The following is a 20,238-nucleotide window of genomic DNA, read 5'->3' on the forward strand; positions in this document are numbered from 1 at the left end:
AGGTGCACGGAAACACCGATGTAACGGAGAATGTCTACTCTGCCTAAGAAGACATCTTTCCCCGAGGAGGAAACCCTGGCCCTTTCCGCTCTGCCCCGCCGCGAGAACCCCTGGATCGACCTGCCCGCGCAACGCGACGACGTCGTCTTCGACGAGGGCGTTCTGCGCCTGGTCCACGACACGACGACGCCCGAAGCCGCCCGCACCGCGGATCTGCTGCTGCTCGCGGAGGCGTTCGACGCCGCCGGCATCCGCGTGCTGATGATCCGTCACGATCTCCACACCCCCGCGCTCGCGATCGACCTCGCGGACGCGGAGCGGACGGCGACGGCACTGCGCACTCTCGGTCGGCGCGAGCCGCTGTATCTGAAGGCGAAGGGAACGGCTCCGGTGTTCGCTGCCGACGCCGTCATCCCCGACTCCGCGCCGCACGCCCTCCGCGCGTACCGTCCGCGCGTGACCGCGACGGGAGGCCGGCGCTACGACCACGAGTACGGCGTGCGGGTGGAGTTCTGGCGTTTCGGCGAGACCTCCGTGGAGGCCCCGCAGGCCAACGCGCTCATGCGGCGCATCACGCCCGCTCAGGACGTGGACATCGTCACGGCGACCCGGTACGGCCGCGAGTGGCAGACCGTCGCGGGCATGCTCGACCCCCACCCCCGCGAGATCACCCACGACGTCGACATGGTGTTCTCGTGGGTCGACGGCTCGGCGAGCGAGTTCCAGCGGCAGCGCGCGGCGCAGTTGTCGGAGTACGTCGTCGGCGAGGGCGACGACGGCCCGGCCCGGTACCGCCACGTCGACGAGCTGCGCTACGCGCTGCGCAGCGTCCACATGTTTGCGCCCTGGGTCCGCCGCATCTTCATCGCGACCGACTCCCCCGCCCCCGCATGGCTCGCCGACCACCCGAAGGTGACGATCGTTCGCAGCGAGGAGTTCTTCGCCGATCCGTCTACGCTACCGACGCACAACTCCCACGCCGTCGAAGCGCAGCTGCACCGCATCGAGGGGCTCGCGGAGCACTTCCTGTACTCGAACGACGACATGTTCTTCGGTCGCCCGGTGCACCCCGAGCTGTTCTTCTCGCCCGGCGGCGTCTCGTCGTTCGTCGAATGCGACGTCCGCATCGGCTCGGGCGACCCGCGGCTCGAGCGGTCGGGTCACGACAACGGCCTGCGCGTCAACCGTGCCCTCCTGCAGGAGCGGTTCGGCCGCGTCATCGTCCGCGACCTGGAGCACTGCGCCGCTCCGCTGCGCCGCAGTGTGATGCAGGAGCTCGAGGAGACCTTCCCCGAGGACTTCCGCCGCACCGCGGCATCCCGCTTCCGCGCCGCGACCGACATCTCGGTGACGAACTCGCTGTACCACTATTACGCGATGTTCACCGGGCGTGCACTGCCGACGTCGGTGCCGCGCACACGGTACGTGCAGACCACCCTCGCGCGTTCGCTCGCCGGGATGGAGCGTCTCGCGAAGCGCCGCGACATCGACATGTTCTGCCTGAACGACGGCGGCGAGACCGAGGTACCCGAAGAGATCCGCGTGGCGTCGCTGCGCGACGTGCTGGAGCGGATGTTCCCGATCCGGGCGCCGTGGGAGATCCCGGCCGTCAGCGAAGGACGGGTACGGGACGCGTCGGCGGCGCGCTCCGGCGTGAAGCGCTGACGGGAGCGATCCCGGCCTCGGCCAGTCGCCGCTGGGCCTCGCCGGCGTCGGTGTACTCCAGCGTCGTCGGCGCGTCGATCGGCACCACCGAGTGCACGACCGTGTCGTCGTAGACGTGCACGAAGTTGAACGACTGGGCGCCGTCCTGCGGGCGGGTACCGCCCACCGGGACCGTGAGGTCCTGCGCGTAGCAGGTCGACGAAGCCACCGAGACCGGGATACCGGCGAAGGTCGCGAAGGTCGAGTAGTGCAGGTGCCCGGCGATGATGGCGCGGACGTCGGATCCGGCCAGGACGGCGGCGAGCGAGCGCTGGTCGCGCAGCTCGACGCTCGCGGCCAGCGGCAGCACGCTGGGCACCGGCGGGTGGTGCATCGCGAGGATCGATCCGAGCGGCGCGGGCGTCGAGAGCACCTCGCGCAGCCACGCGAGCTGCGCGGGGCGCACTTCGCCGTGGTGTGAGCCGGGAACGCTCGTGTCGAGCGTGATCAGCCGGAGCCCGTCGATCTCGTCGACCCGGTCGGCCGCCTCAGCGGTGCCGGACTCGCGCCACAGCGTCTCGCGGAAGCCGGCACGGTCGTCGTGATTGCCCATCACCCAGAACACGCGCGTCTCGAGGCGCTCGGCGAACGGCTCGACCAGGTCGCGCAGCTCGGCATAGGCGCCGCGCTCGCCGAGGTCGACGAGGTCGCCGGTGAAGACGATCCCGTCGGGACGGAGGGCCGCCGCCTCGATCGCGTCGAGGGCGCGGCGCAGGTGCGCGGCCGCGTCGACGCGGTCGAAGAGCTGCGAGCCGGCGGCTCGCAAGTGGGTGTCGCTCAGGTGCAGCAGCACCCTCTCGGGTGCCGGGTACTCGGCGCTTCGCATCGTCTCTTCCGGGTCGGGTGATGCTCGCCGCGGCGCTCGCGGCTCGCCCCGAATGTTACCGGCATGTTTCGGGAGAACCCGATGACGCGCTGATGATCATTCAGTGAACGGATGCCGCCAGCCGGACGAAATCGTCGATCGTGAGCTGCTCGCCGCGCAGGGTCGGGTCGATGCCGACGGCCTCGAGAGCGGCGGACGCCGTCGCCGCGGTGCCGCCGAACAGCGGTGAGACCGCCTGACGGAGCATCTTGCGGCGCTGTCCGAACGCGGCGTCGATGATCTGGAAGGTGCGGCGGCGGAGGTCGTCGTCGCCGCGGGGCTCGGCGTCCCGCTCGAAGGCGACCAGCAGGCTGTCGACGTTGGGAACGGGCCAGAACACCTGCCGCGACACCGTCCCGGCGAGGCGCCACGATCCGTACCACGCGGCCTTCGCGCTCGGCGAGCCGTAGATCTTCGAGCCGGGCGCGGCGGCGAGCCGTTCCGCGACCTCGGCCTGGACCATCACGACACCGCGCTGCAGGTACGGAAAGGTCTCGAGGAAGTGCAGCAGCACGGGCACGCTGACGTTGTAGGGCAGGTTCGCCACGAGCACCGACGGCTCACCCGGCAGCTCGGTCACCCGGAGCGCATCGGCGTCGACGACCGTCAGCGCATCGGCGTCGACGCCGTGCCGAGCCGCGGTGACCGGCAGGTGCGCGGCGAGGCGGTGGTCGATCTCTACGGCCGTGACACGCGCACCCGCTTCGAGGATCGCGAGCGTCAGCGAGCCCAGCCCCGGGCCGATCTCGACGACGCGCTCGCCCGGCTGGACGCGCGCCGCGTGCACGATCTTGCGGACGGTGTTGGCGTCGACGACGAAGTTCTGCCCGAGCTTCTTGGTCGGAGTCACGTCGAGTTCGGCCGCGAGGGCGCGGATCTCGGCGGCACCGAGCAGGGTCACAGGCATGAGGACCAGCCTAGTTGCGCCGCGCCGCGCCGCCCCACGGACGACGCGACGCGCGGCTCATGCGTCGGCGGATGCGGCGGCGGCAGCCCGCGCGGCGCCGGGCAGCGCCTCGAGGATGCGGCCGAGGGCGACGTCGTCGTGCGCTGCCGTGAGGAACCACGCCTCGAACGCCGAGGGGGGAAGCGACACCCCCGCCTCGAGCATGGCGTGGAAGAAGGCCGCATAAGCCCCGGCATCCTGACGCGTCGCCGTCTCGTAGTCGGGGACGCCCGCGACGACCGCCGAGCCGAAGAAGACGCTGAAGAGCGTCCCGGCCCGCTGGACGACGTGCGGCACACCGGCGGCATCGAGCGCGGCCGAGGCCGCGACCGAGACCGTGTCGGCCGCTCGCGAGATGCGGGCGTAGACGTCCGCGTCGGCGAGGCGCAGCGTGGCGAGGCCCGCGGCGACAGCGACGGGATTGCCCGACAGCGTGCCGGCCTGGTACACCGGCCCGAGGGGCGCCAGCAGATCCATGATCTCGGCGCGTCCCGCCAGCGCGGCGACGGGGAGGCCGCCGCCGACGACCTTGCCGAAGGTCAGCAGATCGGGCGCGACGTCCTCCCCCGCCTCGCGCAGGACTCCCCAGTATCCCGACGGCCCCGAGCGGAACCCGGTCAGGACCTCGTCGCTGATGAGCAGCGCGCCGTGGCGGTTCGTCAGCTCGCGGAGGAAGGTCGTGACGCCCGGCGCGGGCGGGACGACGCCCATGTTCGCGCCGGCGGCCTCGGTGATCACCGCGGCGATGTTCGCGCCGTGCTCGGCGAAGACGGCTTCGAGAGCGGCACGGTCGTTGTAGGGCACCACGAGGGTCTGCGCGGCGATGGGGGCGGGGACGCCCGCGGATCCCGGCAGTGCGAGGGTCGCGAGCCCGGAGCCGGCCTGCGCCAGCAGGCCGTCGGAGTGGCCGTGGTAGTGACCCGAGAACTTCACGAGCAGATCGCGCCCGGTCGCCCCGCGCGCGAGACGGATGGCGGTCATGGTCGCCTCCGTGCCAGTCGAGACGAGGCGGATCTTCTCGGCGATCGGCACCCGGCGACGGATCTCCTCCGCCAGCTCGGTCTCGGCGGGTGTCGATGCGCCGAACGACAGACCGCGTCGAGCGGCGTCGACGACGGCGTCGATGACCTCGGGATGCGCGTGACCGACCAGCGCCGGACCCCAGCTGGCGACGAGGTCGACGTAATCACGCCCCTCCGCGTCGGTGACATAGGGGCCGGTCGCCGACACGTAGAAACGGGGCGTGCCGCCCACCGATCCGAAAGCGCGGACCGGCGAGTTCACACCGCCGGGGATGACCGCCCGGGCACGGTCGAACAGTTCGTCGTTGCGGGTCATGCGAAGTCCTTTCCGGCGCGGAGCCAATCGGCCACCTCGCGGGCCCAGTACGTGAGGATGACGTCGGCGCCGGCGCGCCGGATGCCTACGAGCGACTCGGCGATCGTGCGCTCGCGGTCGATCGCACCGGCGCGGGCGGCGAGCTCGATCATCGCGTACTCCCCCGACACCTGGTACGCCCACACGGGCACCGTCGCGGCATCGGCGACACGAGCGAGCACGTCGAGGTAGGGGCCGGCGGGCTTGACCATGACGTAGTCGGCACCCTCGGCGATGTCCTGCATCGCCTCGGCCACGCCCTCTCGCCCGTTGGCGGGATCGAGCTGGTAGGTGCGACGGTCGCCCTGCAGGGTCGACTCGACGGCGTCGCGGAACGGCCCGTAGTAGGCCGAGGCGTACTTCGCGGAGTAGGCCAGCAGCGCGACGTCGCTGTGTCCGGCCTCGTCGAGCGCGGCTCGGATGACGGCCACCTGGCCGTCCATCATCCCCGACAGCCCCAGCACTTCGGCGCCGGCCCGGGCCTGGGCGAGCGCCATCCGGGCATAGACCTCGAGAGTCGCGTCGTTGTCGACCGAGCCGTCGGCGGCGAGCAGGCCGCAGTGCCCGTGATCGGTGAACTCGTCGAGGCACAGGTCGGCCTGCACCGTGATGCGTCCCTGCGCCGCGTCGCGCGCCACACGGATCGCACGGTTGAGGATGCCGTCCTCAGCGACCGCCCCCGAGCCCTCGGCGTCTCGGACGGCGGGCACGCCGAACAGCATGATGCCGCCGACGCCCGCGTCCGCGGCATCCGTCACGACGCTCGCGATGGCCTCGATCGGATGCTGCATGACGCCCGGCATGCTGGCGATCGGCAAGGCCTGGTCGATGCCCTCCTTCACGAAGACCGGCAGCACGAGCTGCGCGGCGACGAGGTGGTGCTCGGTCGAGAGGCGGCGCATCGCGGGGGTGCGACGCGTGCGGCGCAGGCGCCGCTCGGGGAAGGTGCTCATGGGGAATCCTCTGGTGCGGGTCGCGCGTCGAGCTCTGCGATGAGGGCGTCGACGCTCTGCGAATGTGCGGTGTGGTGCACGGTGTAGCCGAGCTTCTCGGCGTCGCGCGTGGTGCCGGGGCCGATCGAGGCGATGAACACCTCGCGCCCGGGGATGCCGACCTGGCGGCGGAGCTCGCGCCCGACGCTCAGCGACGTGAGCAGGACGGTGTCGATCCTCCCGGTGCGCACCTCCTCGGCGATCTCGGGGGTCAGATCGACCCCCACCGTCCGGTACGCGATGCAGACGTCGACCTCGTAGCCCTGGAGCTCGAGCTCGTCGCTGATGACGGCCATCGCGAGATCCGAGCGGAGCACGAGACAGCGCCCCGTCGATCGCGGTGAGCGACCGGCGCACCACTGGGCGATCATGTTCGTCGCGGACGAGGTGCCCACCGGCACGAACTCGACCTCGAAGCCCGCGTCGGCGACGGCGCGCGCGGTCGGCCGCCCGACGGCGGCGATGCGTGTTCCGATCGGGATGCTCACGCGCTGCGCGACGAGCTGCTCGACGGTGGCCGCGCTCGTGATGAAGACCCAGGCGTACTCCCCCGCCGCCAGAGCGGCGAAGGCCGCGTCGCGGGCCGCGAGGTCGCGCGGGGGCCGCGACTCGATGAGGGGTGCGATCACACCCGTCGCGCCGCGGCGCTCGACCTCGGCGCGCACGCGCTCACCCCAGGCTCCCCCGCGGGGGATCAGGATGCGGCGCCCGCTCAGACCGCCCGTCATCGGCTCGTCCCCGGCAGATCGGCGATGTCCGCAGCACCGCCGTCCAGCAGCTCGGCGACGACGTCGGCGGCGACCGACTCACGCTCGCCCTCGGAGGTCAGGTCGGCGCGCAGGGCACGCTGGGCGCGCACCGTGCGGTCGCCCCCGGGCGCGTACACCTCGGCGACGAAGACGGACTCGGCTGCGAGCCCGGTGACCGAGATCCCGACCGGCGCGGCGCATCCGGCCTCGAGTCGGCGGAGGACCGCGCGCTCGAGGAGGGCGCGCGAGGACGACTCGGCGTCGTCGATCAGCGCGACCGCGCGGCCGATGGGCCCGTCGAGGTCGACCGTGCGGATCTCGACCGCGAGCGCTCCCTGCCCGGCCGACGTCGGCCACCGGTCGAGCCCGAAGACCTCGCCGATGGCGCCGTCGCGCTCGATGCGCCGCAGTCCCGCCTCGGCGAGGACGATGGCGTCGTAGTCGCCGTCGCGCATCTTCCGCAGACGCGTGTCGATGTTCCCGCGGATGTCGCGCACGCGCAGGTCGGGTCGGCGGCGCAGCACCTGGGCGACGCGGCGCGGCGACCCGGTGCCGATGACGGCCCCCTCGGGCAGTCCGTCGAGGGTCGTCTGGGCGGTCGGCCCGCAGAGCACGTCGCGCTGCGGGGCCCGTGGCGGCACCGCCCCGATGGTCAGTCCGGGGTAGGGCGCGGTGGGAAGGTCCTTCATCGAGTGCACGACGAGGTCGCAGTCGCCCCGCAGCAGAGCCTCGCGCAGGGCGGTGGCGAACACACCGGTACCGCCCATCTGCGCGAGCGAGCCGGTCAGCACATCACCGTCCGTCGTGATCTCGACGAGCTCGACGGGGATGCCGGTCGCATCGGTGATCGCGTCGGCGACATGGCGCGACTGGGTCGTGGCGAGCAGGCTCGCGCGGGTCCCGAGACGCAGGACGGGGACGTCGGTCGCGTCGGCGGCGTGAGTGCCGGCTGTCACGGCGCCACCCCCGCGAGCGCCGGCTGGAAGCCCAGACGCTTGTTCTCGCAGCATCCCGGTCGGCATACGTCGTACCAGGGCCCCAGCGAGGTCACGGCGGGGCGCTCGTCGGCGGGTGTGCCCTTGAGCCGCTCCTCGACGAGGTCGACCAGACCCGCCACGTAGGCCGGGTGCGTGCTGGGCGACGCGGTGCGCACCGCGAACAGTCCGTGCTCCTCGGCCGTCTCCATCGCTTCGGTGTCGAGGTCCCAGAGCACCTCCATGTGGTCGCTGACGAACCCGAGCGGCACGATCAGCACCGCCTTGCGCCCCGCGGCGGGAAGCTCGGAGATCGCGTCATTGATGTCGGGCTCGAGCCACGGCACGGACGGCGGGCCCGACCGGCTCTGGAACACCAGCTGCCAGGGGCTCGTCGTGCCGAGCTCGGCGACGATCGCCTCGGCGACCGCGGTGTGCTGGGCGACGTACGCGCCACCGGGGCCGAAGCCGCGCTCGGGCGGGCCGGAACGGTCGGCGTCGGAGTTCGGGATCGAGTGCGTCGAGAAGAGGATCTCGATGTCCTCGTCGGCGATGCCGCGCTCGCGCACCTTCGCGAGTCCGTCGCGGATGCCGTCGACGAAGGGGGCGACGAATCCGGGGTGGTCGAAGAACTGCCGGACCTTGTCGATCTCGACCTCGCCCGCCAGTCCCGTCGCTTCCATGGCGTCGGCCAGGTCTTCGCGATACTGGCGGCACGAGGAGTACGAGCTGTAGGCGCTGGTGGCGAGCGCGATGACGCGACGGTGCCCATCGGCGTGCAGCTCGCGCAGCGCGTCGTCGACGTACGGCATCCAGTTGCGGTTGCCCCAGTAGACCGGCAGGCCGAGGCCGCGCGCGGCGATCTCCGTCTCGAGGGCGGCCTTCAGCTCGCGGTTGTGCTGATTGATGGGAGACACCCCGCCGAAGTGACGGTAGTGGTGGGCGACCTCTTCGAGGCGCTCGTCGGGGATGCCGCGACCAGCCGTGACGTTGCGCAGGAACGGCAGGACGTCGTCCTGGCCCTCGGGGCCGCCGAAGCCGAGAAGGAGGAGCGCGTCGTACGACGTGGGCTCGCTCACGTGGGGTGCTCCCCCGCACGACGCGGGACCGGCGGCGGGAACCGCGCAGCCGGGCGCACACGGCGGGGCGCTCTGGGCACGCGGGGGCTTGGGACGGAACTCGTTCGCGCTCATCAGGACAGCACCTCCGCCAGCTCGGACACCTCGACGCGTCGTCCGGTGTAGAAGGGCACCTCTTCGCGGACGTGACGCCGCGCATCGGTGGCGCGCAGGTCGCGCATGAGGTCGACGAGGCTGATCAGCTCGTCGCTCTCGAGCGGCAGCAGCCACTCGTAGTCGCTCAGGGCGAAGGTCGTGACGGTGTTGGCGATGACGTCCGAGAACTTCGCACCGCGGCGGCCGTGCTGGGCGAGCATCGCCGAACGCTCCTCCTCGGGCAGCAGGTACCACTCGTAGCTGCGCACGAACGGGTAGAGGCACAGCCAGTCGCGGGCGGGCTCGCCGCGGAGGTAGCCGGGAACGTGCCGCTTGTTGAACTCCGCCTCGCGATGAACGCCCATGGCGCTCCATTCGAGGTCGAAGGCGGCGAGGGCCGCCGTGCGGCGCAGTTCGCGCAGCGCGCGCTGCAGAGCCGCCGGATCGTCGTCCGAGCCGGAAGCCGTGTGCAGCCACACCATCAGGTCGGCGCCCGCGCGCATGCCGGTGACGTCGTACAGTCCGCGCACGGTGACGCCGGCCTCGGGCAGACCGGCGACGACGCGCTCGAGCTCGGCGAGGTCGGCGTCGGTGGGCGCTTGGTGACGCGGTCGCGGACCGGCGAGGATCGCGAAGAGGGTGTAACCGAGCGGGATCTGTTCGGTCATCAGGACTCCTTTCGAACGGAGGGAACAGCGAAGAGCTCATGGGCCAGCGCGCGGGCGTGCGGAATGACCGAGGCGAGCCCGGTACCGGCCGCGACGGCTCCGGTGACGTGGATGCCGCGGGCCGCGGCATCCATCACCGTCGCCGTCCAGGAGTCGGACTCGGCCGGCACGACGGCGTCGCGCCACCGGGTGGTGATGACCTCCCCGATGTCACCGCGATCGACGCGAGCGCCCGTGAGGTGGGAGATCTCGCGCGCCACGGCCTCGGCGGAGTCGAGGCCCGCGGTGTCGTCGGCGCGCGCCGAGAGGCGAACGAGGTGCGTCCCCTCCGGCAGCGCTTCTCGCGCCCAGGCCCACTTCGCGTCGATGTGGGTCAGGGCCTTGGCCGCGGTACGCGCACCCGGAGCGACGATGACGCCCGATCCGACGGGCTCCGCAGACAGGTCGTCGGAGGTGACCGCCGCGGTGAGCAGGCGGACCGCGGGCTGGATCGGTGCTGTCGCCCCCGCATCGATGGCGCGGCTGTCTCGCCCGAGCAGATTCGCGGCACCCCGCGGGCCGGTTGCGATGACGACGTGATCGGCGCGGATCGTCTCGCCGTCCGCGAGCGTCACCGCGACGCCGGATCCGGGCGCCGGGTCGACCCGGCCGACCGCGGTGCCGGTGCGGATCACCGCGCCGCGTTCGGCGGCGAGGCGTGCGACGGCGTCGGCGAGCCGCCACATTCCTCCGGCGATTCCCCCGACGGCGGTTCCGCCCGGAGCGTTCGGGGCGACCTCCGCAGCTGCCGCCAGCAACGAGCCCGTGCGCTCGAACGCCTCCCACATCTTCGGGTGAAGACGCGGGAGCGGAACGGCCGCGGCGGGCTGCGAGTAGATGCTGCGGCAGAGCGGATCCACGAGGTCGCGGAGGAGCCCTTCGCCGAGGCGCTCTTCGACGACGTCGGCGAGCGAAGCGGTGGGATCGACGGGCGCGTCCAGAACCTCGGCGGCAGCTCGCTCGGCGGCGCGGTCGCCGACGATCGCGACGACGTCGGGTGCCAGCGGGTCGGCCGGGATGCCGATGACCGTCCGTCTCGGCAGGGGCAGCCGGCTCCACCGGGCGCCGGGCAGGCCGACGCCGTGCTGCGATACCAGGTGCGCGGGCCCCGACCGCGGTGCGACGACCTCGAGCGGCAGGGCGAAGTCGGCGATGAGTCGCGGCACCGCGTCGGTGCGCTTCGCGAAGGACTCCGCCCCCAGGTCGATGTCGACCCCCGCGATGCGCCCGCGGCGCAGCATCCCGCCGATCTGATCGTCGGATTCGACGACAGTCGCGCGCGCTCCCGCGGTCACGGCCTCGAGCGCGACGACGAGCCCGGCGATGCCGGCCCCGACGATGACGACGTCGGTCTCGACGGTCATGCCGACCGCCACGCGTGGACGGTGCGCACGACGGAGCTGATCGCGTCGGGATCCGCCTCCATGGGCACTCCGTGACCCAGGTTGAACACGTGTGCGCGTGCCGCGCGCCCGGCCTCGAGGATGCGCGCGATCGCCGCGTCGCGGACCTCGGCCGGAGCGAAGAGCAAGGCGGGGTCGAGGTTGCCCTGCAGCGTCAGGTCGCCGCCGACCCGACGAGCGGCCTCGTCGAGGGGCACGCGGTAGTCGACTCCGAGGGCGTCGATGCCGATCGAGGCCATGTCACGCAGGATCTCGCCCGTCCCGACACCGAAGTGCACGAGCGGGATGTGATCGATGCCCGCGCCGGCGGGGACCGGGAGCGCGCGCACGGCTTCGAAAGAGGCCGCGGATGCCGGCAGCGCCGCCACACGGTAGTCCTCGGGCGGCAGGCCCCCCGCCCACGAGTCGAACAGCTGCGCGGCACTGGCGCCGGACTCGACCTGCAGCGCGAGGAACTCCCCCGTCACGCGGGCGAGCCACTCCGTCAGCGCTCGCCAGGCAGCCGGGTCTTCGTGGATCAGGCGGCGGGCGGCCAGATGATCCTTCGACGGCCCTCCCTCGACGAGGTAGGCGGCGAGGGTGAACGGGGCACCGGCGAAGCCGATGAGCGGCAGCGGCTCGCCGCGCGACTCGGACTCCTCGGCCAGCATCCCGGTCGTCAGCTCCACGGCGCGGGCGATCGCCTCGCCGCGCTCGCGCACGAGAGCGGGATCGATCTCGACCGCGCGGGCGATGTCGGCCGCCGTGCGCAGCGGCTGGGCGAAGACGGGGCCGCGCCCGGCCGCGATCTCGACCTCGATGCCGAGGATCGCCAGCGGCACGATGATGTCGCTGAAGAAGATCGCCGCGTCGACGCCGTGGCGGCGCACGGGCTGGAGCGTGATCTCGCTGGCGAGCTCGGGCGTCAGGCAGGCGTCGAGCATCGTGCCCTGCGAGCGCAGCGCACGGTATTCGGGCAGCGACCGGCCGGCCTGGCGCATGAACCAGACGGGGGTTTTCTCGACGCGTTCGCCGAGCAGGGTGCGCACGAGCCGGCTCGAGCCGGTGGCGTGCGTGACGAGAGGGTGGGCGGATGCCGGAATGATGATCTCCTCGAATGAGTTAATCGATATACTAGTCACGATTCCAGGGGGTTCTTCCGCACGTGCTCGTCGCTCTCACCGCGCATCAGCGCTCCACGCCGCTCGCTTCACTCGAGCGACTCTCCGTCATCGGAGACGAAGTCGGCACCCGGTTGACAGAGGCCCATGACGCCATCCAGGGTGCTGTGGTCCTGGCGACCTGCAACCGCTTCGAGGCGTACTTCGACCTGCGCGACGACGCCGACTTCCCCTCGACGATCCCGGCGATGGACGCCGCGATGGAAGAGATCGCGAAGCTGAGCGATCTGCCGTACCGAACCGTCCGCGAGACGGTCGACTTCGCCCACGGCAACAAGGTCGCTCACCACCTCTTCTCCGTGGCGTCCGGCCTCGACTCGGTCGCCGTCGGCGAGGACGAGATCGCCGGCCAAGTGCGTCGCGCGCTCGACGACGCGCGACGGGGCGGGCTGACCACCGCTCCCCTCGAGCACCTCTTCCAGCGGGCCACCGAGACCTCACGCGCCGTGAAGAACAGCACGCGCATCGGGGAGTCGGGCCGTTCGCTCGTGCGACTCGCCCTCGAGCTCGCGTCCTCGCGCGTGGCGGACTGGTCCGCGGCGCGGGTGCTGCTGGTGGGCACCGGCCGCTACGCCGCGGCATCCCTCGCCGCACTGCGCGACAAGGGCGCCGTCGACGTCCGCGTGCACTCTCGCTCGGGCCGCAGCCGCTTCGCCCAGCGCGAGCACCTCGTCGCCGTCGACGCCGAGCACTACGCCGAAGAGGCGGCCGCTGCCGACGTCATCGTGACCTGCACGACGACCACCGACACCTATGCGCTCACCGCCGCCGAGCACGCCGCCCGCCGGGCCGGCGCCGATCGCACGCAGCTGATCATCGACCTCGGGCTGCCCCGCAATGTCGACCCCGCCCTCCGCGACGTCGCCGACATCGAGCTGCTCGATCTCGAGACCATCCGCATCCACGCCCCGATCGACGAGTTCGCCACGCTCGACGAGGCACGCGAGATCGTCGCCGGCGCTGCGGCCCGCCACGCGGCGGCGCGGCGCGTGCACGAGGTCGCGCCGTCGGTCGTGGCGATGCGCGGATACATCACGGGCATCCTCGACGACGAGCTCGAGCGTGCACGGCTGCGCGGCGAGTCCCCCCAGGTCGAGGCCGCACTGCGCCACTTCTCGGGTGTACTGCTGCACCGTCTCATCGCGCAGGGTCACACCCTCGCGTCCTCCGGCTCGGGTGCGGCCTGGGCCGATGCGGTGGCGACCGTGTTCCCGGCTGCGGCCGAGGCGTCCACGACCACCGGCGCCGTTCCGACCGAGCGCGCCCCGGGTGGCGCGCAAGCCGGAGTCGGCCGGTCATGACGCGGCAGGTGACCCTGAAAGACATCGCGCTGCGCGCGGGTGTCTCCACGGCCGCCATCAGTCAGGCCCTCAACGATCGCGGGAGCCTGCGTCCCGAGACGCGCGAGCGCATCAAGGCGATCGCGGCCGAGCTCGGATACCAGCCCAACAAGTACGCCGCGGCGCTGCGGAGCGGCCGCACGATGTCGGTGGGCTTCGTCGTTCCCCAGGATGCCGAGCTCGACCTGTCCAAGCGCGGTGCACTGCATCGCAGCCGGCACATCGGCGCGCTCGTCAGCGCTGCAGCCGATCAGGGCTTCACGGTCACGATGCTGCCCGCCGCGCGGCCCGACCTGCTGCGCGGCGCGCAGATCGACGTCGTCTACTTCGCCGAGGTGGCCGCCGACGATCTGCTGCTGCGCGAGGCCATCGCCCGCGGCATCCCCGTCGCCACGAACGACCTCTACGTCGACACCGAGCTGTCGATCACCGTCCGCACCGGCTACGACGAAGCGGTGCGCGCCGCCCTCGCCCTGCTCGAGGCCGGCGGGGCGCGGCGTATCGGGTTCCTCGTCGACGATGCGGGCTCGCCCCGCGACGAGATCGGCGAGACCGCGTACCGCGCGTGGAGCACCGTGCGCGGTCGCGACCCGCTCGTGGCCTACCTCGATGCCGAGCACGGCGCGCTCCCCCGCCGGGTCGGCGAGCTGCGCGACGCGGGCGCCGACGCGATCTTCTCGTTCGCCGAGGAAGGCCCGGCCATCTACCTGCAGCTCGAGGAGATGGACTTCGTCATCCCGCGCGACATGCAGTTCGTCGCCCTCTGCACGAGCGATTGCGCCGTCAACACGCGGCTCGGTGTCACGCACGTCTGCGTGCACCCGGAGCTCGCTCCCGCCGCGATGTTCCAGGCCCTCAGCAGCATCCGCGACGCCGGGGCACCCGATGTCATCGATCTGCCCTGGGAGATCGTGCGCGGCTCGTCGACGCGCTGAGGCTTCAGAACTCGCCGTAGACCTCGAGCGTGTTCGCGGCGATCTGAGCCGACAGCTCGTCGACGTCGATTCCCAGCTCGGCCGCGATGAAGCGTAGCGTCACGGGGATCAGGTACGGCGCGTTGGGCCGCCCCCGGTGCGGGGTCGGCGTCAGGAACGGCGCGTCGGTCTCGACCAGGATCCGCTCGCGCGGCGTGACCGCGAGGGCGTCGCGCAGGTTCTGCGCGTTCTTGAAGGTCACGTTCCCGGCGAAGCTCAGCCAGTAGCCGCGGTCGGCGGCGATCCGCGCCATGTCGGCGTCGCCCGAGAAGCAATGGAACACGGTGCGCGCGGGAGCACCGACGCGCTCGAGGGTCTCGAGGACCGCATCGTGCGCGTCGCGGTCGTGGATCTGCATCGCGATGCCGTGCTTCTTCGCGAGCTCGATGTGCGCCTCGAAGCTCTCGAACTGGGCGGGCAGCCCGTCCTCCCCGGTGCGGAAGAAGTCGAGGCCCGTCTCGCCGATCGCCCGCACGCGGGGCTGCGCCGCCAGCTCGTCGATGACGGCGACGGCCTCGTCGAGGCGGCCGGCCTCGGCGTATAAGGGCGCCTCGTTCGGATGGATGGCGACGGCGGCGAGCACGCGCGGGTGGGATGCCGCCGCCCACGCCGACCACCGCGACGACTCGATGTCGCCGCCGGCTTGGACGACGCCGATCACCCCGACGGATGCAGCGAGCTCGAGCTGCTCGTCCAGCGAGCGGGGCTCGTCGCCATCCTCGATCTCGAGGTGCGTGTGGTTGTCGTACACCGGCACCGTCAGCGGTTCCGGCGCCTCCGGCCAGCGCACATCCCTCGCCGCCTGGGATCGTTGCCGCACATACTGCGACACGTCATCCGTCGACTCGCCACGAAGCGACGGTGTCGAGTCGGCCGGATCCGCGTTCTTCGGCGAGTCGACCATGCTCAGGCGGGCTGCTCGACTCGGGGGAACAGCGGGGCGAGGCCGTTGACCGTCGTCCCAGCGGGGAGCACACCCCAGCTGCCCGCCTCCCGCAGCGGCTGGTCCTCGAGCCGTGCGTCGATGCCGAGCGCCACCCAGAGCTTGCCGGTCGACTCGGGCATCACGGGAGACAGCAGCACCGCGAGGGCGCGCAGCCCCTCCGCGGCCGTGTAAAGCACGGTGCCGAGTCGCGCACGCTGGGCGTCGTCCTTCGCGAGGGCCCACGGCTCGTTCTCGGTGATGTAGCCGTTGAGCGCATCGACGATCGTCCAGATGGCTCCGATCGCCTCATCGGGCCGGAATCGCTCCATGGCGGCATCCGCGGCATCGGCGGCCTCGGCCACGACGCGCTGGACCGCGAGGTCGCCCTCGGAGTACTCGGCCGGCGGCGGAACGATGCCCTCGAAGTACCGCTCGATCATCGCGATCGTCCGCGACGCGAGGTTGCCGAACCCGTTGGCGAGCTCGGCCTGGTAGCGCGCGGAGAGGTCCTCCCACGAGAAGGACCCGTCCTGGCCGAACGCGATCGCGGAGAGGAAGTAGAAGCGGTAGGCGTCCGAGCCGAACACGTCGGTGATCTCGGTCGGGGCGATGCCGGTGAGCTTGGACTTCGACATCTTCTCGCCGCCGACGAGCAGCCAGCCGTGCGCGAAGACGCCGCGGGGCACGTCGAGACCGGCCGCCATCAGCATGGCGGGCCAGATCACCGCGTGGAACCGCAGGATGTCCTTGCCGACGACGTGATACGCGGGCCAGCGGCGCGCGAACTCGTCGGGGTCGGTGCCGTACCCGATCGCGGTGGCGTAGTTGAGCAGCGCGTCGACCCACACGTAGATGACGTGCGACGGGTCCCAGGGAACCGTGATCCCCCAGTCGAACGCCGACCGCGAGATCGAGAGGTCCTTCAGCCCCGACTTCACGAACGAGACGACCTCGTTGCGCGCCGACTCGGGACGCACGAAGTCGGGGACGGTCTTGTACAGCTCGAGCAGGCGGTCCTGGAACTCGCTGAGCTTGAAGAAGTAGTTCTTCTCCTGCAGCAGCTCGAGCGGCTTCGAGTGGATCGCGCAGACCTTGAGTCCCTCGAAGGCGCCGGTGCCGTTCACGATCTCGGCCTCGGGCTTGAACTCCTCGCAGCCGACGCAGTACAGCGCCGCGTACTCGCCCGCGTAGATGTATCCGCGGTCGAACAGCGTCTGCACGAAGACTTTCACGCGCTCCTCGTGACGCTCCTGCGTCGTGCGGATGAAGTCGTCGTTCGCGACGTCGAGGGTGCGCAGCAGCGGAAACCACGACTCCTCGACGAGCTTGTCGACCCACTCCTGAGCGGTGACGTTGTTCGCCGCCGCGGCGCGGAGCATCTTCTGACCGTGCTCGTCGGTCCCCGTCAGCATCCACGTGTCGTCGCCCGCCTGACGGTGCCAGCGCGCGAGCGTGTCCACCGCCACCGTCGTGTAGCCGTGCCCGATGTGGGGCAGGTCGCTCGGGTAGTAGATCGGCGTGGTGATGTAGAAGCTGCGGCCGTTGCTCACCCCGAGATTCTAGTTCGAGTGCGCGGACCGCCGGTGCCGTGTGTCGCGGCGACGGAGCGTCACGCGGTCTCGCGCACGATGAGGGATGTCGGGAGCACGAGCGGCTCCGGGTCGCCGCCGGCGATCACCTGCAGCACCATGTCGACCATGGCCGAGCTGATCTCGTTCCACGGCTGCCGCATCGTGGTCAGCGGCGGATCGTGCGTCGCCGCGAGGCCCGAGTCGTCGAAGCCGGCGACGGCGATGTCGTCGGGGACCCGTCGTCCGCTGCGGCGGATGGCGGCGATCGCGCCGACCGCCATGACATCGGATGCCGCGAAGACGGCGTCGATGTCGGGCGCGCGCTCGAGTAGTCGCGTCATCGCCGCCGAACCGGCGTCGCTCGAGTAGACGTCCTGCTCGACGAGCTCGGGGTCGAACAGGTCGCCCATCTCCTCGCGGAAGCCCTGCAGGCGGTACCGGCCGCCCGGGGTGTCGTCGGGGCCGGTGATCACGGCGATCCGGCGGTGGCCGCGCGAGAGCAGGTGGCGCGTCATGGTCCGCGCTGACTCCTGCTCGTCCACCGACACGGTGGGGACGTGGGCGCGGTCGCCGAGCGGCACGCCGGTGCAGACGGTGGGGACCCCCGCGGCGATGAGGGAGGCGAGCAGCGGGTTCGACTCGTGCGACGAGATGAGGAGCACGCCGTCGACGTGCCCCGCACGCACGTAGCGCTCGACGTTCGCCCGCTCCGCGGCGGTGTCGGCGATCATGAGCACGAGGGTCATCGAGCGCTGCGCAAGCGCCTCGGTGGCTCCGCGCAGGAGCAGCGCGAAGGTCGGGTCGGCGAAGAGCAGGTGCTGAGGCTCGGTGAGCAGGAAGGCAAGTGAGTTCGATCGCCCAGTCGCCAGACTGCGGGCGGCATGGTTGGCGGTGTAGCCGGTCTCGCGGATCGCCCGGTCGACGGCGTCGCGGGCCTCGGGCGAGACCCAGTGCCCGCCGTTGATCACGCGCGACACCGTGCCGTGCGAAACGCCGGCCGCTGCCGCGACGTCGCGGATGGTCGGTTTGCGCGACGCGCCGGTGGAGCCGTTCACGTCGGTGAGCCTACTCCGCACAGCACTGCCCGGTCGGCACGCGCCGCCAGGAGGAGCCGAGCGTGGCAGGCGACCTGGGACCGGTCACAGTTCGGTAACGACGCGTGTTCTGGATGACGGGCTCGCTTACAGTTGTCGCACACCCTGTGACCGGTCACAGTACGACCGGCGCATTCGAGAGACACGAGGACGCGTTTCATGCCTGCGAGCGTTTGGCCGGCCATCGACGGGATCGCCTACGGCGGCGACTACAACCCGGAGCAGTGGCCCCGCGAGGTCTGGCGCGAGGACGTCCGCCTCATGCGCGAGGCCGGGGTGAACCTGGTCAGCGTCGGCATCTTCTCGTGGGCGCTCATCGAGACCAGCGCAGGCGTGTTCGACTTCGACTGGCTCGACGAGATCATCGGCCTGCTCCACGAGAACGGCATCGCCGTCGACCTCGGCACCCCCACGGCATCCCCGCCCGCCTGGTTCTTCGCCGAGCACCCCGATGCGCGTGCGGTCAACCGCGACGGCGTGGTGATGGGCTTCGGCTCGCGCGGCATGGCGTCGCACTCCGCACCCGCTTACCGTGAGGCCGCCATCCGCATCGCCTCGACGCTCGCCGAGCGGTACGCCGACCACCCGGCCGTCGTCATGTGGCACGTGCACAACGAGTACGGCGTTCCCGTCGGCGAGGACTACTCCCCCCACGCGCAGCGCGCCTGGCGCACCTGGCTGCAGGAGAAGTACGGCTCGCTCGACGCGCTCAACGCGGCGTGGGGCACCGCGTTCTGGGGCCAGCACTACGGCGTGTGGGAGCACGTGGGCGTCCCGGCCGCAGCGCCGTCGGTCGTGAACCCGGCGCAGCGGCTCGACTTCGCCCGGTTCACCGACGCCCAGCTGCGCGCGTGCTTCGCCGCCGAGCGCGACGCCATCCGGCGCTTCTCGTCTCTCCCGGTCACGACGAACTTCATGGCCAACCAGCACCACGGCTGCGACCTCTGGGCCTGGGCGCGCGAGGTCGACATCGTCTCGGACGACCACTACCTGTGGGCCGCCGACGTCGAGGGCGAGATCGGTCTGGCCATCGCCGCGGACCTCTCCCGCTCGGTCGGGGGCGGCAAGCCCTGGATCCTCATGGAGCACTCGACCTCGGCGGTCAACTGGCAGCCGCGGAACATCGCCAAGCGCCCGGGCGAGATGGCGCGCAACTCGCTGTCGCACCTCGGACGCGGCGCAGACGGCATCCTCTTCTTCCAGTGGCGGGCCGGACGGTCGGGCGCCGAGAAGTTCCACTCGGCGATGCTCCCGCACGCCGGCACCGAGTCGCGGGTGTTCCGCGAGGTGGTCGATCTCGGCGCGAAGCTGAACCGGCTCGCCGAGGTGCGCGGCTCGCGCGTGCACGCCGACGTCGCGATCCTGTGGGACTTCGAGTCGTTCTGGGCGCAGGATCTGGAATGGCGCCCGTCGGAGGACGTGTCGCACGACGAGCGCATCCGCGCGTTCTACGAGCGCCTGTGGCGCGACAACATCACGGTCGACTTCGCCCTGCCGGGTCACGACCTGTCGGGCTACAAGCTCGTCATCGCGCCCGCGCAGTACCTTCTGCGCCAGGCCGACGCCGACAACCTCAACCGGTATGTCGAAGCCGGCGGCACGCTGGTCGTCTCGTTCTTCTCGGGCGTCGTCGACGAGAACGACGCCGTGCACCCGGGGGGCTTCGCCGCTCCGCTCGAGCCGGCGCTCGGCATCCGCGTCGAAGAGCACCTGCCGCTGCGCGCCGGAGTGACCACGACGATCGATGTCGGCGGCGCGTCGCACACCGCCGACATCTGGCACGAGCACCTCGTCGTCTCCGAGGCGGAGGTCCGCGCGACCTATGTCGACGGACCGGGCGCGGGGATGCCCGCGGTGACGCGCAAGCGGCACGGCGCCGGCACCGGCTGGTACGTGAGCACGCGACCGGATGCCGCGGGCCTCGCGGCCATCATGGCCGAGGTGTACGCCGACGCGGGCGTCGCCCCGCTCGACGCGCCGGCCGGCCTCGAGATCGTCCGCCGTACCGGCGACGCCGACGACTACGTCATCGCGATCAACCACGCGGCGACGGACGCTGAGCTCGCCCTGGAGGGCGTCGACCTGGTGACAGGTCGCGCCGCCCGGGGCACGCTGGAGGTGAGTGCGGGCGACGTCGCCGTCATCCGCACTCCGCGCACAGCACACGGGAGCGGCCGATGACCGCGCCCACGACCGAGAGACAGTCGACGTCTCGCGGCAGGCACTGAGAGAGAAAGCCGACG

Annotated in this window: 17 protein-coding genes; 4 read left to right on the top strand and 13 right to left on the bottom strand. The window is 71.6% G+C overall.

What is annotated here, in order from left to right; genetic code table 11:
• Window positions 1–30: 30 nt before the first annotated feature.
• Complete coding sequence (locus tag CBF90_RS04940; RefSeq protein ID WP_088380030.1) at window positions 31–1,665, top strand: stealth conserved region 3 domain-containing protein; 1,635 nt, start codon at window positions 31–33, stop codon at window positions 1,663–1,665.
• Here the strand turns inward: CBF90_RS04940 and CBF90_RS04945 are convergent.
• The 10 genes from CBF90_RS04945 to hemE form a co-directional block, all read right to left on the bottom strand.
• Window positions 1,610–2,530 carry a phosphodiesterase gene (locus tag CBF90_RS04945; protein WP_023950306.1) on the bottom strand — a complete coding sequence of 307 codons (921 nt, stop codon included), beginning with the start codon at window positions 2,528–2,530 and terminating at the stop codon, window positions 1,610–1,612. The genes CBF90_RS04940 and CBF90_RS04945 overlap by 56 nt on opposite strands.
• Window positions 2,531–2,630: 100 nt before the next feature.
• Window positions 2,631–3,476: a 16S rRNA (adenine(1518)-N(6)/adenine(1519)-N(6))-dimethyltransferase RsmA gene (gene rsmA, locus CBF90_RS04950; protein WP_064956461.1), complete on the bottom strand. Its 846-nt coding sequence runs from the start codon at window positions 3,474–3,476 to the stop codon at window positions 2,631–2,633.
• A gap of 57 nt (window positions 3,477–3,533) precedes the next feature.
• Window positions 3,534–4,853, bottom strand: coding sequence for a glutamate-1-semialdehyde 2,1-aminomutase (gene hemL, locus CBF90_RS04955; RefSeq protein WP_088380031.1), 1,320 nt, complete (start codon window positions 4,851–4,853; stop codon window positions 3,534–3,536).
• Window positions 4,850–5,845, bottom strand: a complete 996-nt coding sequence (gene hemB, locus CBF90_RS04960; RefSeq protein WP_023950300.1) for a porphobilinogen synthase — start codon at window positions 5,843–5,845, stop codon at window positions 4,850–4,852. Before hemB ends, hemL begins: the two co-directional genes overlap by 4 nt.
• Window positions 5,842–6,612 carry a uroporphyrinogen-III synthase gene (locus CBF90_RS04965; protein WP_071918000.1) on the bottom strand — a complete coding sequence of 257 codons (771 nt, stop codon included), beginning with the start codon at window positions 6,610–6,612 and terminating at the stop codon, window positions 5,842–5,844. The genes hemB and CBF90_RS04965 overlap by 4 nt, the downstream gene beginning before the upstream one ends.
• Window positions 6,609–7,589, bottom strand: a complete 981-nt coding sequence (gene hemC, locus CBF90_RS04970; RefSeq protein ID WP_023950296.1) for a hydroxymethylbilane synthase — start codon at window positions 7,587–7,589, stop codon at window positions 6,609–6,611. Before hemC ends, CBF90_RS04965 begins: the two co-directional genes overlap by 4 nt.
• The gene (locus CBF90_RS04975) at window positions 7,586–8,800 is read right to left on the bottom strand and encodes a ferrochelatase (protein ID WP_088380032.1); all 1,215 of its coding nucleotides are present in this window, start codon (window positions 8,798–8,800) and stop codon (window positions 7,586–7,588) included. Before CBF90_RS04975 ends, hemC begins: the two co-directional genes overlap by 4 nt.
• Complete coding sequence (hemQ, locus tag CBF90_RS04980; protein ID WP_172407787.1) at window positions 8,800–9,489, bottom strand: hydrogen peroxide-dependent heme synthase; 690 nt, start codon at window positions 9,487–9,489, stop codon at window positions 8,800–8,802. Before hemQ ends, CBF90_RS04975 begins: the two co-directional genes overlap by 1 nt.
• A complete protein-coding gene (locus CBF90_RS04985) occupies window positions 9,489–10,892 on the bottom strand; it encodes an NAD(P)/FAD-dependent oxidoreductase (protein WP_023950289.1) in 1,404 nt (467 codons plus the stop codon). Before CBF90_RS04985 ends, hemQ begins: the two co-directional genes overlap by 1 nt.
• Window positions 10,889–11,959, bottom strand: coding sequence for a uroporphyrinogen decarboxylase (hemE, locus tag CBF90_RS04990; RefSeq protein ID WP_267879193.1), 1,071 nt, complete (start codon window positions 11,957–11,959; stop codon window positions 10,889–10,891). The genes CBF90_RS04985 and hemE overlap by 4 nt, the downstream gene beginning before the upstream one ends.
• Window positions 11,960–12,075: 116 nt before the next feature.
• Here hemE and CBF90_RS04995 point away from each other — a divergent pair, with 116 nt between their 5' ends.
• Entirely contained in the window at window positions 12,076–13,392 is a 1,317-nt protein-coding gene (locus tag CBF90_RS04995; protein WP_023950285.1) for a glutamyl-tRNA reductase, read from the top strand.
• Window positions 13,393–13,400: 8 nt separating this feature from the next.
• On the top strand, window positions 13,401–14,366 hold the full coding sequence (locus tag CBF90_RS05000) for a LacI family DNA-binding transcriptional regulator (protein WP_242435587.1): 966 nt from the start codon (window positions 13,401–13,403) through the stop codon (window positions 14,364–14,366).
• Between the two features lie 4 nt (window positions 14,367–14,370).
• Here the strand turns inward: CBF90_RS05000 and CBF90_RS05005 are convergent, their stop codons facing one another.
• The 3 genes from CBF90_RS05005 to CBF90_RS05015 are packed head-to-tail and all read right to left on the bottom strand — an operon-like array spanning window position 14,371 to window position 17,956.
• Window positions 14,371–15,309, bottom strand: a complete 939-nt coding sequence (locus tag CBF90_RS05005) for a TatD family hydrolase (protein ID WP_064956455.1) — start codon at window positions 15,307–15,309, stop codon at window positions 14,371–14,373.
• Between the two features lie 2 nt (window positions 15,310–15,311).
• Window positions 15,312–16,880 carry a methionine--tRNA ligase gene (metG, locus tag CBF90_RS05010; RefSeq protein ID WP_088380034.1) on the bottom strand — a complete coding sequence of 523 codons (1,569 nt, stop codon included), beginning with the start codon at window positions 16,878–16,880 and terminating at the stop codon, window positions 15,312–15,314.
• A gap of 59 nt (window positions 16,881–16,939) precedes the next feature.
• A complete protein-coding gene (locus tag CBF90_RS05015; RefSeq protein ID WP_036304553.1) occupies window positions 16,940–17,956 on the bottom strand; it encodes a LacI family DNA-binding transcriptional regulator in 1,017 nt (338 codons plus the stop codon).
• 198 nt (window positions 17,957–18,154) lie between these two features.
• Here CBF90_RS05015 and CBF90_RS05020 point away from each other — a divergent pair, with 198 nt between their 5' ends.
• Window positions 18,155–20,176, top strand: coding sequence for a beta-galactosidase (locus tag CBF90_RS05020; RefSeq protein ID WP_088380035.1), 2,022 nt, complete (start codon window positions 18,155–18,157; stop codon window positions 20,174–20,176).
• The last annotated feature ends 62 nt before the right edge of the window (window positions 20,177–20,238 follow it).

The sequence above is a fragment of the Microbacterium sp. AISO3 genome, from assembly GCF_002204305.1.
GTDB classification, from domain to species: Bacteria; Actinomycetota; Actinomycetes; order Actinomycetales; family Microbacteriaceae; genus Microbacterium; species Microbacterium arborescens.

Bases quoted from the DNA above. Each gene is read 5' to 3' on its own strand.
- CBF90_RS04940 (WP_088380030.1), top strand. From the start codon at position 31: ATGTCTACTCTGCCTAAGAAGACATCTTTCCCCGAGGAGGAAACCCTG.
- CBF90_RS04945 (WP_023950306.1), bottom strand. From the start codon at position 2,530: ATGCGAAGCGCCGAGTACCCGGCACCCGAGAGGGTGCTGCTGCACCTG.
- rsmA (WP_064956461.1), bottom strand. From the start codon at position 3,476: ATGCCTGTGACCCTGCTCGGTGCCGCCGAGATCCGCGCCCTCGCGGCC.
- hemL (WP_088380031.1), bottom strand. From the start codon at position 4,853: ATGACCCGCAACGACGAACTGTTCGACCGTGCCCGGGCGGTCATCCCC.
- hemB (WP_023950300.1), bottom strand. From the start codon at position 5,845: ATGAGCACCTTCCCCGAGCGGCGCCTGCGCCGCACGCGTCGCACCCCC.
- CBF90_RS04965 (WP_071918000.1), bottom strand. From the start codon at position 6,612: ATGACGGGCGGTCTGAGCGGGCGCCGCATCCTGATCCCCCGCGGGGGA.
- CBF90_RS04975 (WP_088380032.1), bottom strand. From the start codon at position 8,800: ATGAGCGCGAACGAGTTCCGTCCCAAGCCCCCGCGTGCCCAGAGCGCC.
- hemQ (WP_172407787.1), bottom strand. From the start codon at position 9,489: ATGACCGAACAGATCCCGCTCGGTTACACCCTCTTCGCGATCCTCGCC.
- CBF90_RS04985 (WP_023950289.1), bottom strand. From the start codon at position 10,892: ATGACCGTCGAGACCGACGTCGTCATCGTCGGGGCCGGCATCGCCGGG.
- CBF90_RS05005 (WP_064956455.1), bottom strand. From the start codon at position 15,309: ATGGTCGACTCGCCGAAGAACGCGGATCCGGCCGACTCGACACCGTCG.
- CBF90_RS05020 (WP_088380035.1), top strand. From the start codon at position 18,155: ATGCCTGCGAGCGTTTGGCCGGCCATCGACGGGATCGCCTACGGCGGC.